Below are 14,281 nucleotides of genomic sequence, written 5' to 3' on the forward strand. Positions count from 1 at the left end.
TGACCACTAACCACCCTGGTGGCTAACCACCCTGGTGGAAGGCGCCGGCATCGTCTGGTGGGGTCGGGTCCAGCGGGTCGCGCAGCCAGTGCTCCGGCAGCACGACGTGCCGCGGCCCCTGCACGTGTCCGCGGGGCAGCAGCTCCGAGCCGGGCGGCAGCTGGGCGGTCGGGTCGAGGGCGTCGAGCAGGTCGTCCAGCTCAGCGAGCGAGGAGGCCATCGCCAGCGCCTTGCGGGCCGACCCGCCGACGGGGTAGCCGGTCATGTACCAGCCGGTGTGCCGTCGGAAGTCGCGGACGGCGAAGCCCTCGTCGCCGCGGGCCTCGACCAGCATCCGGGCGTGCCTCTTCATGACCGGCACGACGTCCCCGATCGGCGGCGGACCCTGCACCTCGCGTCCGGCGAAGGCATCCGCCAAGTCGCGGAACAGCCACGGCTTGCCCAGGCACCCGCGGCCGACCACCACCCCGTCGCAGCCGGTGCGCTCCATCATCCGCAGCGCGTCGCTCGCGGCCCAGATGTCGCCGTTGCCGAGCACCGGCACATGCCCGAGCGCCGCCTTAAGCTCGCCGATCGCCTCCCAGTCCGCCCGGCCGGAGTAGAACTGCTCGGCGGTGCGGGCGTGCAGCGCCACGGCCGCCGCGCCCTCCTCCTGTGCGCGCCGCCCGGCCTCGAGGTAGGTCAGGTGCGCGTCGTCCACGCCGGTGCGCATCTTCACCGTGACCGGCACGTCGCCGGCGGCGCGCACGGCGGAGCGCACCAGGTTGCCGAACAGCACCGGGTGCGCCGGCAGGGCCGCTCCGCCGCCCCGGCGGGTGACCTTCGGCGACGGGCAGCCGACATTGAGGTCGACGTGGTCCACGCCGTCCTCCTGCACCAGCTTGCGCACTGCGGCGCCGACGACGTCGGGGCTGGTCGCGTAGAGCTGGATGCTGCGCACGGTCTCGTCCGGGCCGAACGACGCCCGCCGGTTCGTCGTCTCGTTGACCTCGAGCAGCGCCCGCGCGGAGACCATCTCGCTGACGTACAGCCCGGCGCCGTACGACCGGCACAGCGAGCGGTACGCCGCGTTCGTGACGCCGGCCATCGGGGCCAGCACCACCGGCAGGTCGACCGTCAGCGGCCCGATCCGCAGCCCCGGCTGCAGGGCGGTCGTCACGAGGCCCACAGGTCTGTGATGCCGATACCCAGGTCGGCGAGCAGCGACCGCAGCAGCGGCAGCGACAGGCCGATCACGTTCCCGGGGTCGCCGTCGATGCCGTCGACGAACGGCGCGGAGCGGCCGTCGAGGGTGAAGGCTCCGGCGACGCGCAGCGGCTCTCCCGTGGCGACGTATGCCGCGATCTCGCGGTCCGACGGCGAGCCGAAGCGCACAGTGGTCGCTGCGACCCCCGAGGTGATGCGGCCGGCGGCGACGTCGACGACCGCATGGCCGGTGAGCAGGGTGCCGCTCCGGCCGCGCATGCGTGTCCAGCGTGCCGTGGCGTCGGCGGCGTTCCGCGGCTTGCCCAGGATCTCGCCGCCGAGCTCGAGCATCGAGTCGCAGCCCACCACCAGCTCGTCGCCGGCCAGCGACCCGGCGACGGCGGCGGCCTTGAGTCGGGCCAGCTCCACGACCAGCGACGTCGGATCAGGGGCGGCGACGCCCTCCTCGTCCACGCCGCTGACGACCACGCGCGGGTCCAGACCGGCGTCACGCAGCAGGCGCAGCCGGGCCGGTGAGGCGCTGGCGAGCACCAGCGGACGGGCAGTCACATCCGTCGAGGCTAGCCGCCACCCCGCCCCGCCCCCCTGTTGCGTCATGCTCTGTGGAGCGCGCGGTGCGCGGCGCGGCAGGACGCAGGGGGTATCAGCTCAGGATCAGCTCAGGATCAGCTCGAGGTCAGGCCAGGCTGCTGTAGGCCACGACGCCGCGGCGTACGGCCTCCATCGCCTTGCGGGTTGTCCGGCGCAGCTCCTCCCCCTTGGGCGAGAGCTCCTCGGCCACCACCGCGATCTGCCCGAGCAGGTCGACGATCTGCTTGCACCAGCGCACGAAGTCGCCGGCGGTCATGTCCGGGTCGTCGCCGAGCACCTGTTCCAGCGTTGCCCCACCGGCCCAGCGCCAGGTCGCCCAGGCGAAGCCGTTGTCGGGCTGGCGCAGGAACTGCACGCCGGCGTCGGCTTCGACGTGCGACAGCGAGCGCCACAGCCGGTCCATCTCCTCGAGGGCGACCCGCACCGGGCCGGACGGGACGAGCGGGTTGGACTCCCCGGGCCGGCGCGCAGAGTAGACGAGTGTCGACACGACCGCCGCCAGCTCTGCTGCCGACAGGTTGTCCCACAGCCCCTGGCGCAGGCTCTCCACCGTGAGCAGATCGGACTCGCTGTAGACCCGGGACAGCGACCGCCCGGCCGGCGCCACCTGCTCACCGTCGAGGTAGCCGAGCTCGTCGAGCACGACGCAGACCCGGTCGAAGGTGCGGGCGATGGAGCTGGTCTTGCCGGCCACCCGCCGCTCGAGCTTGTCGGTCTCCTCGCGCAGCCGGCGCCAACGCTCAGCCCAGCGCAGGTGCGCCTCCCGGTCGTCGCAGCCATGCACCGGGTGGCGGCGCAGCGCGACCCGCAGCCCGCTGAGCTTCTCGTCGTCCGCGGCACCGCTCCGGCGTCTGCCGGGGCGGCCCGGCACGGGCAGGTCCAGCGCCCGCAGGCTCGAGGCCAGGTCACGCCGGGCCTGCGGTGAGCGGGCGTTGAAGCCCTTGGGCACCCGAACCTTCGCCAACGGCTCGACCGGCGTGGAGAAGTCGGCGGCGGGCAGCCGACCGGCCCAGCGGTCCTCGGTGAGAACCATCGGGTGGATGTCGCCGTTGCTGCCGACGCCGGGATCGAGTACGACCGCCAGCCCCGACCGCCGCCCGGTCGGTACCCGGATGACGTCGCCGACGCGGAGCTGTTCGAGCGACGCGGCCGCAGCGGCCCGGCGCTGGGTGGCGCCGCTGCGGGCGAGCTCGCCCACGCGCCGCCACAGCTCCGCACGCAGCCCGGCGTACTCCTGTACCTCACCGAGGTGGCAGGTCATCGCCTCGCGGTAGCCCTCGAGCCCCTCCAGGCTGCGGGTGATCTGGCGGGCCAGCCCGACGACGGACGCGTCGGCCTGGAACTGCGCGAACGAGCTCTCCAGCAGAGTGCGTGCCGATTCCCGGCCGAGTGAGCCGACAAGGTTCACCGCCATGTTGTACGAGGGTCGGAAGCTGGACCGCAGCGGATAGGTGCGGGTCGATGCGAGACCGGCCACCTGCCGCGGATCCATCCCCGGCTGCCACAGCACGACCGCGTGGCCCTCGACGTCGATGCCGCGGCGGCCGGCCCGACCGGTGAGCTGGGTGTACTCCCCCGGCGTCACGTCGGCGTGCGTCTCGCCGTTCCACTTGGTCAGCTTCTCCAGCACCACCGAGCGGGCCGGCATGTTGATGCCGAGCGCGAGCGTCTCGGTCGCGAAGACGGCCTTCACCAGCCCGTCCACGAACAGCTGCTCCACGACCTCCTTGAACGTCGGCAGCATCCCGGCGTGGTGCGCGGCGATGCCCCGCTGAAGGCCCTCCAGGAAGTCCCAGTAGCCGAGCACCCGCAGGTCCTCGCGCGGAATCGACGCGGTCCTGCGCTCCACCGTCAGCCGGACCCGCTCGGACTCCTCGGCGGTGTTGAGGCGCAGCCCCGAGCGCAGGCACTGCTGGACTGCGGCCTGGCAACCGGCCCGGCTGAAGATGAAGGTGATGGCCGGCAGCAGCCCCTGACCGTCCAGCCGGGTCAGCACCTCCGAGCGCGACGCCATCGGCCGCCGGTGGCCGCCACGCGAGGTCCCACGGGGGCCGCGCCCGCCGCGCGCCGGCAGCCGGCCCTCGTCGCGGGCCAGCCGCTCGAGCTGCGGGTTGACCCGGACCGCCCTTGCGCCTGCGGTCGCCTCCGCACCGACGCCCTTGACACGTTCGTCTCCGACGCCCTTGACACGTTCGTCTCCGACGAAGAGGTCGTAGAGCCGGGTGCCGACCAGCACGTGCTGCCACAGCGGGACCGGCCGGTGCTCCTCGACGACCACTTCGGTGTCGCCCCGGACCGTGCCGAGCCACTCGCCGAACTCCTCGGCGTTGCTGACCGTCGCCGACAGCGACGTGACCTGGACGTTCTCCGGCAGGTGGATGATCACTTCCTCCCACACGGCGCCACGTTCGCGGTCGGCGAGGTAGTGCACCTCGTCCATCACGACGTGCACGAGCCCGCGCAGCCGGTCGCTGGAGGACGGACCGCCCGCGCCGCCCAACCCCTCGGCGTACAGCATGTTCCGCAGCACCTCGGTGGTCATGACCACCACGTCCGCGTCGCCGTTCACGGCGTTGTCGCCCGTCAGCAGCCCCACCCGGTCGGCGCCGTGCCGCTCGACCAGGTCGTTGTACTTCTGGTTCGACAGCGCCTTGATCGGCGTCGTGTAGAAGCATTTGCGGCCGGCGCGCAGCGCGAGGTGGACGGCGAACTCGCCCACGACCGTCTTGCCGGCGCCGGTGGGCGCGGCCACCAGGACGCCGCGGCCAGCCTCCAGGGCGGCGCAGGCGGTGCGCTGGAAGGCGTCCAGCCCGAACGGGTAGCCGAGCTGGAACTCCGTCAGCGCCGGCCCGGTCTGTGAGCGACGGAACGCCGCGTAGCGCTCGGCCGGCGACACCGCCTCGCTGGTCACGACCTCAGGCTACGTCGGCGCGGCCGGTGGGAAAGTCGGTCAGGGCCCGGCCGCGCCGTCCTCGAGCGCTGAGGTCTCGTCGTCGCTCAGCCGCTCCAGTGCCTGGGCACCCGGCTCGACCGCGCGCCGCCGCCGCTGGGCCCGCTCGCGCACCCGCGCGAGCACGATGCAGCCCTCGTAGAGCCCGTAGAGCGGCAGCGCCATCGCCAGAAACGTGAACGGGTCCTGGGAGGGGGTCAGCACGGCGGCGGCCACCGCGATGCCGACGATCATCCCGCGCCGCCAGGACCGCATCCGCGCTGCGGGGAAGACGCCGACGATGTTCAGAAACAGCACGAGGACCGGGAACAGGAACGCCACGCCGAAGGCCAGCAGCGTCAGCGTGACAAAGGACAGGTAGCTCTGGATCGAAGGCAGCGTGACGATGCCCTCGCCGCCGAAGGACAGCAGGAACTGCAGCCCTCGCGAGATCGTGAAGTAGGCGAAGACGATGCCGGTCGAGAAGAGCACCAGCGACGCGGCGAGGAAGGCCGCGGCGTACTGCTTCTCCCGGCGGTGCAGCGCCGGGGTGATGAAGGCGCCGAGCTGGTAGAGCCAGACCGGGGCCGACGCGAGAACCGCGGCGATGAGCGCGACCCGCAGCGAGACCGCCAGCTGCTCGAACGGGCCGAAGGCGTAGAGGTCGCACTGGTTCCCCGTACGTGCGGCGGCCTGCCTGGCCACCTCGGTCTCGCAGTACGGGCGCTTCAGCAAATCGAAGATGTGTTCGCGCAGGAGCAGCGCGACGACGACGCAGACGGCCAGGGCCAGCAGCGAGACGGCCAGCCGGTTGCGCAGCTCGCGCAGGTGTTCGGCCAGAGCCATCCGGCCGTCGGGCGGGCGTGCCTGCCGGCTCTTGCGGGCAGGACGTCGGGCCGGTCCGCGAACGGGGCCGGCCACCTACGGCTGGCGCGGCTGCGTGGGATCGGCGGCCGGTAGCGGCTCCTGGGTGGCGGTCACTGTGGTGTCGGAAGGCGTGCTGCCCGCGATGGTGGTGTCGCTGTCGTCGCGCAGCCCCTTGGTCTCGGCCTTGAAGATCCGCATCGAGCGGCCGAGCGAACGCGAGGCCTCCGGAAGCCGCTTGGCCCCGAACAGCACCATGATGACGAGCACGACCAGGACCAGCTCCCAGCCACCGGGCAACGACACGATTCCGCTCCTCCGCACTTGACGACGCGGTCGAGCCTACGCCTGCAGGTCGCCGTCAGCGGTCCGCGCGGCGACGCGCAGGTGGCCGGGAGGTGAGCAGTCGGGCGGGCGCGCCGCAGGTGGGGCACGGTCCGGCCCGGGGCGGGGCGGCCGGCCGGGCGTCGTCGAGAGCGGCAAGGCTCTGCTCGGCCAGTGCGGTCGCCGTACGCAGCCTGCCGCCCAGCTGCGTGACCTGCCGCCACAACGTGAGCAGGACCGCTGCGAGCAGGGCGAGGGAGAGCAGTACCAGGACGGCGAGCAGGAGCCAGAACACCTGCCGAGGCTAGCGTGCCGGTCAGCTCCGGACGCAGGCCGCGGCGACGGCGGCGAGCAGGTCGGTCTCGCCCAGCTGCAGCCCGAAGTCCAGCAGGTCGTCGTAGGACAGCCGCGGGCCGTCCTTGGACTCGAGCGCCTCGGCGGGCAGGTCCCAGACCTGAGCCGGCACGCCTCCGGAGACGAGCAGGGACACGACGTGGTCGTCGGCCGGCTTGCGTACCTCGTCGAGGCAGCCCGGGCAGCGGAACGCGTAGTAGGACAGTGGCGCGTGGCTGCAGACCATGAGCGAGAGGTCGGCGGGCGTGAGCTCGACCTCGCCACAGCTCGGGCAGGTCGCCTTGATGGTGGTCATGGCCCGCTCTCCCTCGTCGTGCCGCACGGCGTGCGACACCGCTTTCTTCGGCAGGGGCCGGCAACTGCTTGACTTCTTCGCGGCTCAATCACTCGTCGTGGTGACGGCTGCCCAGAGGCGGATCAGCCCTCCTGGTAGGCAGCCAGTGCCGACGCCGCGTCGGCGCGGACCGACTGGGCGAGCTCAGCCGGTGCCAGCACCCGTCCGGAGTCGCCCAGTCGCAGGGCGAGGCGGCGCACCCAGCCGGTGTCCCGCGCCCGCAGGTGCACGACCAGTCCTCCGCCGCCCGACTGCGTGACCGACTCGCACGGGTGGTAATCGGCCACCCAGGCCGCCTCGGGACGCAGCGCCAGGGTGACCAGCAGGTCGTCCGGGGCCGGCCGGAACAGCCCCTGGGACAGGTCGCGGGGTGCGGCCTCCGGCGGCGGTGCGGCCGGTTGCTCGAGCAGGGTCACCTCGCGTACCCGGTCCAGGCGGAACAGCCGCACCCCGTCGACCCGGCGGCACCACGCCTCCAGGTAGCTGCGGCCCTCCACGAGCAGCAGCCGCATCGGGTCGACGTCCCGCTCGGTGGTCTCGTCGCGCCCGGGGACGTAGTAGGACAGGTGCAGCCGGCGGCCCTGGTCGAGGGCGCGGCGCGCGACCGGGAGTACCCGCTGCTCGCCCTCGACGGCCACTTCGACGCGGTGCGCCGGCTCGGCGGCGTCGCCCGCGGCCTGCTCGACCTTGATCAGCGCCCGGTCGACAGCGTCCTTCTCCTCCAGCCCGGGCGTGTCCGCGAGCGCGCGCAGCGCCACGATCAGGGCCAGCGCCTCGTCGACCGTCAGTCGCAGCGGCCGGGTCACCCCGGCCGGCTCGAGCAGGGTGACGGTGTCCCCCTCGAACTCCACGTCGATCAGGTCGCCCGGCCCGTGTCCCGGCAGTCCGCAGACCCAGAGCAGGTTGAGGTCCGCGCGCAGCCGCTCCTCGTCGACGCCGAAGTCCGCAGCCACGTCCGCCAGCCGCACCCCCGGTCGGGCCAGCAGGTACGGCACCAGCGCCAGCAGGCGGGGAAGCTGCCCTCGCGTGCCGCTCACGACGCGAGCCCCCGCAGTCGGCGGACGACCGCCGCGCGGGCGCTCTGCGGGTCCAGGACGACGGCATCGGCGCCGAAGCCGACCACCCGGTCGGCGAGCCGCTCGGGGTCGGCGAAGCCGATGTCGTACACCGTCCAGCCGGCCCGGTCGGGATCGGCCGCACTGGCCGTCGCCTCGCGGCGCAGCTCCCAGCCGGCGCCGTCGCGCAGCGACACCCGGGCGGTCTCGCGCGGTTCGTCGGTCGCCATCCGGGCCACCATCGCGCGCAGGTCCACCCCCTCGGGGGGCACGACCGCCCCCGGCTCCCCGAGCGGGGCCACCTCCCCCACGATGCGGGACAGCCGGAAGACCCGCTCGGCGCCCCGGTCGGTGTCGTGCCCGACGAGGTACCAGCGGCCGCGCCACGACACGACGCCCCAGGGCTGGACGGCGCGTTGCTGCGGCCCCTTCCCGCCGCTGGCGCGGTAGCCGAAACGGACCGCCCGGCCGTCGCGGACGGCCGCCAGACAGGCCGCGAACGCCGGTTCGCTGGCGCCGACCCGCGGCTCGAGCGCGGCCGGCGCGACCGGCGCCTCCACGCCCGCGGCCCGCAGCTTGAGCAGCGCGGTGCCGGTGGCGCCGGCCAGCGGCGCGGACTGCCACAGCCGGGCGGCCAGGCCCAGTGCGGCGGCCTCGTCCGGCTCCAGCGTGATCGGCGGCAGCTCGTAGTCGCGGCGGGCGATCCGGTAGCCCGGCTCGTCGTCGTGGACGGCGCTGTTGGTGCCGGTCTCGAGCGGGATACCGACGTCGCGCAGCTCCTCCTTGTCGCGTTCGAACATGCGCCGGAAGGACTCCTCGGTGTCCTGCGCGTAGCCGGGCACCGCCGCGCGGATCTCCTGCACGGACAGGAACCGCCGGGTGTGCAGCAGGCAGATCACCAGGTTGAGCAACCGCTCGGTCTTCTTGGCGGACACGCAGCCGACGTTAGCCTGAGGGCCGGGCTGCGAGGGGGCACAGTGACAGGCGTCCAGTGGCGGCGCGGCGAGGTCGTGGCGCTGGGCCCGTCCTGGTCCGGTGCGCAGGAGCTCGACGTCGATGTCGACGGCAGCGTGCTGAGGGCGCTCGCCCACCCGCCGCTGGTCGGGCAGCCGCAGGTCGGCGACGTCGTGCTGGTGAACGTCGGCGCGCTCGACCTCGGGCTGGGCACTGGCGGCTACGCGCTGGTCGTGGCCCTGCCGGAGCGGCTGCCGGCCGACCGGGAAGGCGTGGGCCATCTGGTGAAGGCCCGCTACACGCCGCTGCAGACGGTGGTGCTGGGCGCGGACGAGCAGGACTCCCCCAGCCATGACCTGCTCGCCGGGGACGACCTCCTGCCGGGAACGCCGGTGGTCGTGGCCGACCTGCACTCCTCGCTGCCCGCCGTGCTGGCGGGGGTGCTGGAGGCGCGGCCGGCGACCCGCGTGTCGTACGTGATGACCGACGGCGGCGCCCTGCCGCTGTGGTTCAGCCGGGCGGTTGCGGCCCTGGCGCCGAGGCTGGCCGGCACCGTCACCGTCGGGCAGGCCTTCGGTGGCGACCTGGAGGCCGTGACGCTGCACAGCGGGCTGCTCGCCGCGGTGCGGGTGCAGCAGGCCGAGATCGTCGTCGTCACGCAGGGGCCGGGCAACCTCGGCACCGGGACGACGTGGGGGTTCTCCGGAGTCGCCGCCGGCGAGGCGGTCAACGCCGCTGCCGCGGTCGGCGGACGGCCGGTCGCCGTCCTGCGGATGTCGCAGGCCGACCGCCGCCCCCGGCACTGCGGCGTCAGTCACCACAGCACCACGGCGTACGGGCGGGTCGCGCTCGCGCCGGCCGACGTGGTGGTGCCGGCCTCGTACGCCGAACTGGTGGGGGCCGACCTGTTCCCGCGCCACCGCCGGGTGGACGTGCGGGACGACGACCTGGTCGAGATCCTGCGCCCGTGGTCGCCGCTGTTGTCGTCGATGGGTCGGGGCCTCGACGACGACCCGCTGGCCTTTGTCGCGGCGGCCGCCGCCGGGCGGCACGCCGCAGCGCTGCTGTGAGGCGCGAGCAGGTACGCCGACGCCGCTCGGGCGGACGCGCGCTGCGCTCCTACCTGGTCAGCGGACGCCCAGCAGGTCGACCACGAAGACCAGCGTCTCGCCGCCCTGGATGACGCCGCCGGCGCCACGCGAGCCGTAACCGAGCTCCGGCGGGATCGTCAGCCGGCGTCGCCCGCCGACCTTCATGCCGGCCACACCCTGGTCCCAGCCGGAGATGACGCTGCCCTGGCCCAGGCCGAAGCTGAACGGCTGGCCGCGGTCCCAGGAGGCGTCGAACTGCTGCTTGGTCGACCAGGCGACACCGACGTACTGCATGGTGCAGGTGGTGCCGGCGGTGGCCTCCGGACCGTCGCCGACGGTGAGGTCGTCGATCACCAGGCCGGTCGGGGGCGGGCCGTCGGGGATCTCGACGGAGGGCTTGTCAGTGGCTGCGGGACTCATCCGGCCAGGGTGTCACATGCTGGCGATGAGCTTGTCCACCCGGTCGTCGACCGCGCGGAACGGGTCCTTGCACAGCACAGTGCGCTGCGCCTGGTCATTCAGCTTGAGATGCACCCAGTCCACGGTGAAGTCCCGCCGCTTCTCCTGCGCGCGCCGGATGAACTCCCCGCGCAGCCGGGCGCGCGTCGTCTGTGGCGGCACCGACTTGGCCTCGAACACGGCCAGGTCGGTGGTGGCCCGCTCCACCGCCCCGGTGCGCTCGAGCAGGTAGTACAGACCACGCCTGCGGTTGACGTCGTGATAGGCCAGGTCCAGCTGGGCGACCCGCGGGCTGGACAGCGGCAGGTCGTGCTTGAGGCGGTAGCGCTCGATCACCTGGTGTTTGGTCACCCAGTCGATCTCCCGGTCGACCAGCGACAGGTCCCCGGTCTCGACGGCGGTCAGCGTGCGGCCCCACAGGTCGAGCACCCGCTGGACGACGTCGTCGCCGCCCCGCCGGGCGATGAAGTCGACCGCCTTGCCGTAGTACTCGCGCTGCATCTCCAGCGCGCTGGCCTCCCGGCCGTTGGCGAGTTTGACCTTGCGCCGGCCGGTGACGTCATGGCTGATCTCGCGGATCGCCCGGATCGGGTTCTCCAGCGTGAGGTCCCGCATCACCACGCCGGCCTCGATCATCCGCAGCACCAGGTCGGTGGCACCGATCTTCAGCAGGGTCGTGCACTCGTTCATGTTGCTGTCGCCGACGATGACGTGCAGCCGGCGGAACCGCTCGGCGTCGGCGTGCGGCTCGTCGCGGGTGTTGATGATCGGCCGGCTGCGGGTGGTGGCGCTGGAAACGCCCTCCCAGATGTGCTCGGCGCGCTGGCTGACGCAGTAGACGGCGCCGCGCGGCGTCTGCAGCACCTTGCCGGCGCCGACCACGATCTGCCGGCTGACCAGGAAGGGGATCAGCACGTCGGCCAGCCGGGAGAACTCCCCCTGCCGGCCCACCAGGTAGTTCTCGTGGCAGCCGTAGGAGTTGCCCGCGCTGTCGGTGTTGTTCTTGAACAGGTAGATGTCGCCGGCGATGCCCTCCTCACGGAGCCGCCGCTCGGCGTCCATGAGCAGCCCCTCCAGGATCCGCTCCCCCGCCTTGTCGTGGGTGACCAGGTCGACGGCCCGGTCGCACTCGGGGGTGGCGTACTCCGGATGGCTGCCGACGTCGAGGTAGAGCCGGGCGCCGTTGCGCAGGAAGACGTTGGAGCTGCGTCCCCAGGACACCACCCGGCGGAACAGGTAGCGGGCGACCTCGTCCGGCGAGAGCCGGCGCTGCCCGCGGAAGGTGCAGGTCACGCCGTACTCGTTCTCGATCCCCAGAATTCGACGCTCCACAGGTGGCAGCCTCGCACGGAACCGGGTGCAACCGCTGCCCGCGAGACGCATGGCAAGCCCCCGCCCTCACCACCGCGGGCATCAGCGTGCGACTACTCCACCAGTGGTCGTACGCGAGGGGGCGGACTGCTCCCCTGCTTGCATCGTGCCTCCCCGACGCGCTCAAGGTCGCTTGCCGACGGGGTCAGCGCGACGCGCGTTCGTCCGTCGAGCCCGCGCTGGCGTCGCGTGCTGGTCCGCTGTACCAGTCGAGGATGAGCACGGTCGCGTCGTCCTCCAGCTCGCTGCCGGCGGCTGTCGAGACGGCTGCAGTGAGGGTCTGGACCGCTTCGCGGGGGTGCAGGTCGCAGACGTCGGCCAGCAGCCCCGGGACGTCGGCCGCCTGGGCCTTGCGTTCGAGCATGCCGTCGGTGAGCAACACCAGTCGGTCTCCTGGCCGCAGGGTGAAGCCCTGCACGCGGTAGTCGGTCGTGGGGTCGATCCCGAAGGCCTGGTCGGCGTCGAGCGCGATCTCGGAAGTCGTGCCGTCCCGGACGAGCAGGGGCGGGACGTGTCCGGCGTTGACGACGTGAACGATGCCGGTGGCGAGGTCGACGCGTAGGAGCTGGCCGGTGACGAACTGGTCGTCGCTGGCGTGCTCGATGAGGTGTGTGTTGGCCTGGCGGGCGTGCTCGGTCAGGGGCAAGCCTGCGCGGCGGCTGTTGCGCAGGCTTCCGACGGTGAGCGTCGCGAGCAGCGCCGCGGCGACGCCGTGCCCCATCGCGTCGGTCATGCTGATGTGCAGCACGTCCCGGTCGAGGGCGTAGTCGAAGGTGTCGCCGCCGGCGGAGGAGGCCGGGACGAGCCAGCCGCCGAGGGTGAACTGGCCGGCCTCGCAGGTGTAGGACGTCGGCAGGAGGCGCCGCTGGATCTCGGCCTCCAGCGTCAGCGGCGCGCTGCGCGAGCCCCACTCGTACAGGTCGGTGTAGCGGCGGTCGGCGATGACGACGTAGGCGAGCGCGTGGGCGGCGGAGGCGAGGTACCCGGCGGTCTCGGCGTCCGGCTCGACCGGCAGGAGCAGCTCCAGCACGCCGACGGCCTCGCCGCGTTCGGTCACGGGCGCGAACACCCACACTCCGTCGCCGTCCGCCGCAGGCGCCGATCTCACCGTCTGGGTGCGCAACGCGCGGCCAGCCTCGGTCCCGTCGATGGGTACGGTGTCGGCTGCCTCGCGTGCGCGGGAGGGCTTGCTGCCGGCTCCGGCCCGTGCCAGCCGGACGAGCGTCCCGCCGACGATGTCCGCGATGAGGAAGCCGACCTCGGCTGCGCCGATGTTCTTGGCGAGCTCGGCGGCGAGCGCGTCCACGCCGTCGGTCGGGGACGCCGACTCCGCCGCGTCGAGCAGCGCCCGGAGGTCGACCGCGCGCTCGAGGGGCATGTCTGGAGCGTAGGGCGCAACCGGGTCAGAGACTGGCCGCGACCTACCGGCACGGCTGACGCCTCCTGTTTCCGGCGAGACCCGGTGGCTGGTTACTCGACCGGGGCGGTCCCGCCGCGCCTGGCCGGCCTCCGACTGCAGCATTAGCCTGCGCGTGCGCGGCGGGTGCCGGACGCAGAAGGGGACGACATGAGGGAACGGCGCCGGGACGCGGACGATCGCGACGCGGAGGCGGACCGTCGGGACGAGGTGGCGGACGAGCGGGACCGCGCCGCGGACAGGCGGGACGCCGCGGCGGACCTGCGGGACCTGCGCAGCGGCCAGTCCGGCCCAGATGTGGTCGCGCTGGTCGAGGCGGCTGACCGGCGGGATGCGTCGGCGGAGCGGCGGGACCGGGCTGCGGAGGCCCGTGACGACGCCGCGGACTCGCGGTCCGGCGGGACGGACGCGGATCTGGCTGCGGCGCGGGACCGTGGTTGGTCGGCGACGGATCGGGTTCATGCGGGCCAGGATCGGGATGGCTCGGCGCAGGACCGGGTGTCGCTGCTGGAGGCGCGGGCGCGTGCGGCGGAGCGGCGGGACGCGGCGGCGGGGGCGCGTGAGGAGTCGGCGCTGGACCGGATGGCGGCGGAGGGCGACCGGAAGGCCAGCGACAAGGACCGGGAGGCCGCCGCGGCGGACCGCGCTGCGGACGCCGACCACGACGAGAGAGGCGGCGACGGCGCCGGCGACGACGGGGCTGGCCGGTCCTAGATCCCGACCTCGAACCAGACGGTCTTGCCGCCGGGCGCAAGGTCGGCGCCCCACCCGACGGCGAGGGCCTCGACGAGCGCGAGGCCGCGGCCGTCCTCGTCTCGCGCGGGAGCGTTCCGGGGAACGGGAAGCGCAGGGCTGCCGTCGTGCACCTCGACGCGGAGCCGGAGCCCGCGGTCGAGGACGCGGACGCGGATCTCCGAGCCGTAGGCGTGCAGGACGGCGTTGGTCGCCATCTCGCTGACGAGCAGCGCGACGGTGTCGGCGGAGTCGTCCCAGCCGAGCGCGGCGCAGGCGTCCAGCGCGTACCGCCGGACCAGCGCGACGCTGCGCGGGGCGCTGGCGACGACCAGCCCCGGCTCGTCGGCGACGGCGCCCTCGCCGGGCGGCTCGGGGGCGGTCATCTGGCGTGCGTACCCCGCCGCTGCTCATCGAAAGCGAGCGTCGACGGGACGCGTCTCGTCCCTTAATGGCGGGTTCGCCCGTTCCGCAGTACCGTCCACGGGGCGTGCTCCGGGCGCGCCACGTCCAGCCAGCGGTGACGACAGCCGGGCGGACCGGCTCCGTCTGACCCAGATCCGCGAGTAGTGGCTGGTTCGGGCGCGTCGTGAACAGGCA

The 14,281-nt window shown here is 73.4% G+C and carries 15 protein-coding genes; 2 read left to right on the forward strand and 13 right to left on the reverse strand.

The genetic code is table 11. The features are described 5' to 3' along the window. Positions 1-22: 22 nt before the first annotated feature. From dusB to WD794_11455, 9 genes are all read right to left on the reverse strand, one after another. On the reverse strand, positions 23-1,168 hold the full coding sequence (dusB, locus tag WD794_11415) for a tRNA dihydrouridine synthase DusB (GenBank protein MEX2290919.1): 1,146 nt from the start codon (positions 1,166-1,168) through the stop codon (positions 23-25). Further along, positions 1,156-1,755, reverse strand: coding sequence for a nucleoside triphosphate pyrophosphatase (locus WD794_11420; protein MEX2290920.1), 600 nt, complete (start codon positions 1,753-1,755; stop codon positions 1,156-1,158). The genes dusB and WD794_11420 overlap by 13 nt, the downstream gene beginning before the upstream one ends. A 127-nt stretch (positions 1,756-1,882) precedes the next feature. After that, positions 1,883-4,639 (reverse strand): DEAD/DEAH box helicase, encoded by a 2,757-nt coding sequence (locus tag WD794_11425; GenBank protein MEX2290921.1) that lies wholly within the window; start codon positions 4,637-4,639, stop codon positions 1,883-1,885. A 108-nt stretch (positions 4,640-4,747) separates the two neighbouring features. Beyond that, on the reverse strand, positions 4,748-5,572 hold the full coding sequence (tatC, locus tag WD794_11430) for a twin-arginine translocase subunit TatC (GenBank protein MEX2290922.1): 825 nt from the start codon (positions 5,570-5,572) through the stop codon (positions 4,748-4,750). 75 nt (positions 5,573-5,647) lie between these two features. After that, complete coding sequence (tatA, locus tag WD794_11435) at positions 5,648-5,896, reverse strand: Sec-independent protein translocase subunit TatA (protein MEX2290923.1); 249 nt, start codon at positions 5,894-5,896, stop codon at positions 5,648-5,650. Positions 5,897-5,951: 55 nt separating this feature from the next. After that, the gene (locus tag WD794_11440) at positions 5,952-6,209 is read right to left on the reverse strand and encodes a hypothetical protein (protein ID MEX2290924.1); all 258 of its coding nucleotides are present in this window, start codon (positions 6,207-6,209) and stop codon (positions 5,952-5,954) included. A 21-nt stretch (positions 6,210-6,230) separates the two neighbouring features. Then, positions 6,231-6,563 carry a hypothetical protein gene (locus tag WD794_11445; protein MEX2290925.1) on the reverse strand — a complete coding sequence of 111 codons (333 nt, stop codon included), beginning with the start codon at positions 6,561-6,563 and terminating at the stop codon, positions 6,231-6,233. A gap of 122 nt (positions 6,564-6,685) precedes the next feature. Next, positions 6,686-7,639, reverse strand: coding sequence for a WYL domain-containing protein (locus tag WD794_11450; GenBank protein MEX2290926.1), 954 nt, complete (start codon positions 7,637-7,639; stop codon positions 6,686-6,688). Beyond that, a complete protein-coding gene (locus WD794_11455) occupies positions 7,636-8,592 on the reverse strand; it encodes a WYL domain-containing protein (GenBank protein MEX2290927.1) in 957 nt (318 codons plus the stop codon). The genes WD794_11450 and WD794_11455 overlap by 4 nt, the downstream gene beginning before the upstream one ends. A gap of 42 nt (positions 8,593-8,634) precedes the next feature. On the opposite strand from WD794_11455, the gene WD794_11460 reads away from it, so the two are divergent. Continuing rightward, a complete protein-coding gene (locus WD794_11460; protein MEX2290928.1) occupies positions 8,635-9,681 on the forward strand; it encodes a DUF3866 family protein in 1,047 nt (348 codons plus the stop codon). A 57-nt stretch (positions 9,682-9,738) separates the two neighbouring features. Here WD794_11460 and WD794_11465 read toward each other — a convergent pair whose 3' ends face one another. From WD794_11465 to WD794_11475, 3 genes are all read right to left on the reverse strand, one after another. Next, complete coding sequence (locus WD794_11465) at positions 9,739-10,122, reverse strand: FKBP-type peptidyl-prolyl cis-trans isomerase (GenBank protein MEX2290929.1); 384 nt, start codon at positions 10,120-10,122, stop codon at positions 9,739-9,741. 12 nt (positions 10,123-10,134) lie between these two features. Next, positions 10,135-11,493, reverse strand: coding sequence for a Pup--protein ligase (gene pafA / locus WD794_11470; protein MEX2290930.1), 1,359 nt, complete (start codon positions 11,491-11,493; stop codon positions 10,135-10,137). Positions 11,494-11,677: 184 nt separating this feature from the next. Next, a complete protein-coding gene (locus WD794_11475) occupies positions 11,678-12,910 on the reverse strand; it encodes a PP2C family protein-serine/threonine phosphatase (protein MEX2290931.1) in 1,233 nt (410 codons plus the stop codon). A gap of 189 nt (positions 12,911-13,099) precedes the next feature. Here WD794_11475 and WD794_11480 point away from each other — a divergent pair, with 189 nt between their 5' ends. Beyond that, the gene (locus WD794_11480) at positions 13,100-13,663 is read left to right on the forward strand and encodes a hypothetical protein (GenBank protein ID MEX2290932.1); all 564 of its coding nucleotides are present in this window, start codon (positions 13,100-13,102) and stop codon (positions 13,661-13,663) included. Here the strand turns inward: WD794_11480 and WD794_11485 are convergent. Then, positions 13,660-14,067, reverse strand: a complete 408-nt coding sequence (locus WD794_11485) for an ATP-binding protein (protein MEX2290933.1) — start codon at positions 14,065-14,067, stop codon at positions 13,660-13,662. The genes WD794_11480 and WD794_11485 overlap by 4 nt on opposite strands. Positions 14,068-14,281: the final 214 nt, after the last annotated feature.

The sequence above is a fragment of the Mycobacteriales bacterium genome (assembly GCA_040902655.1).
Taxonomy (GTDB): Bacteria; Actinomycetota; Actinomycetes; order Mycobacteriales; family SCTD01; genus SCTD01.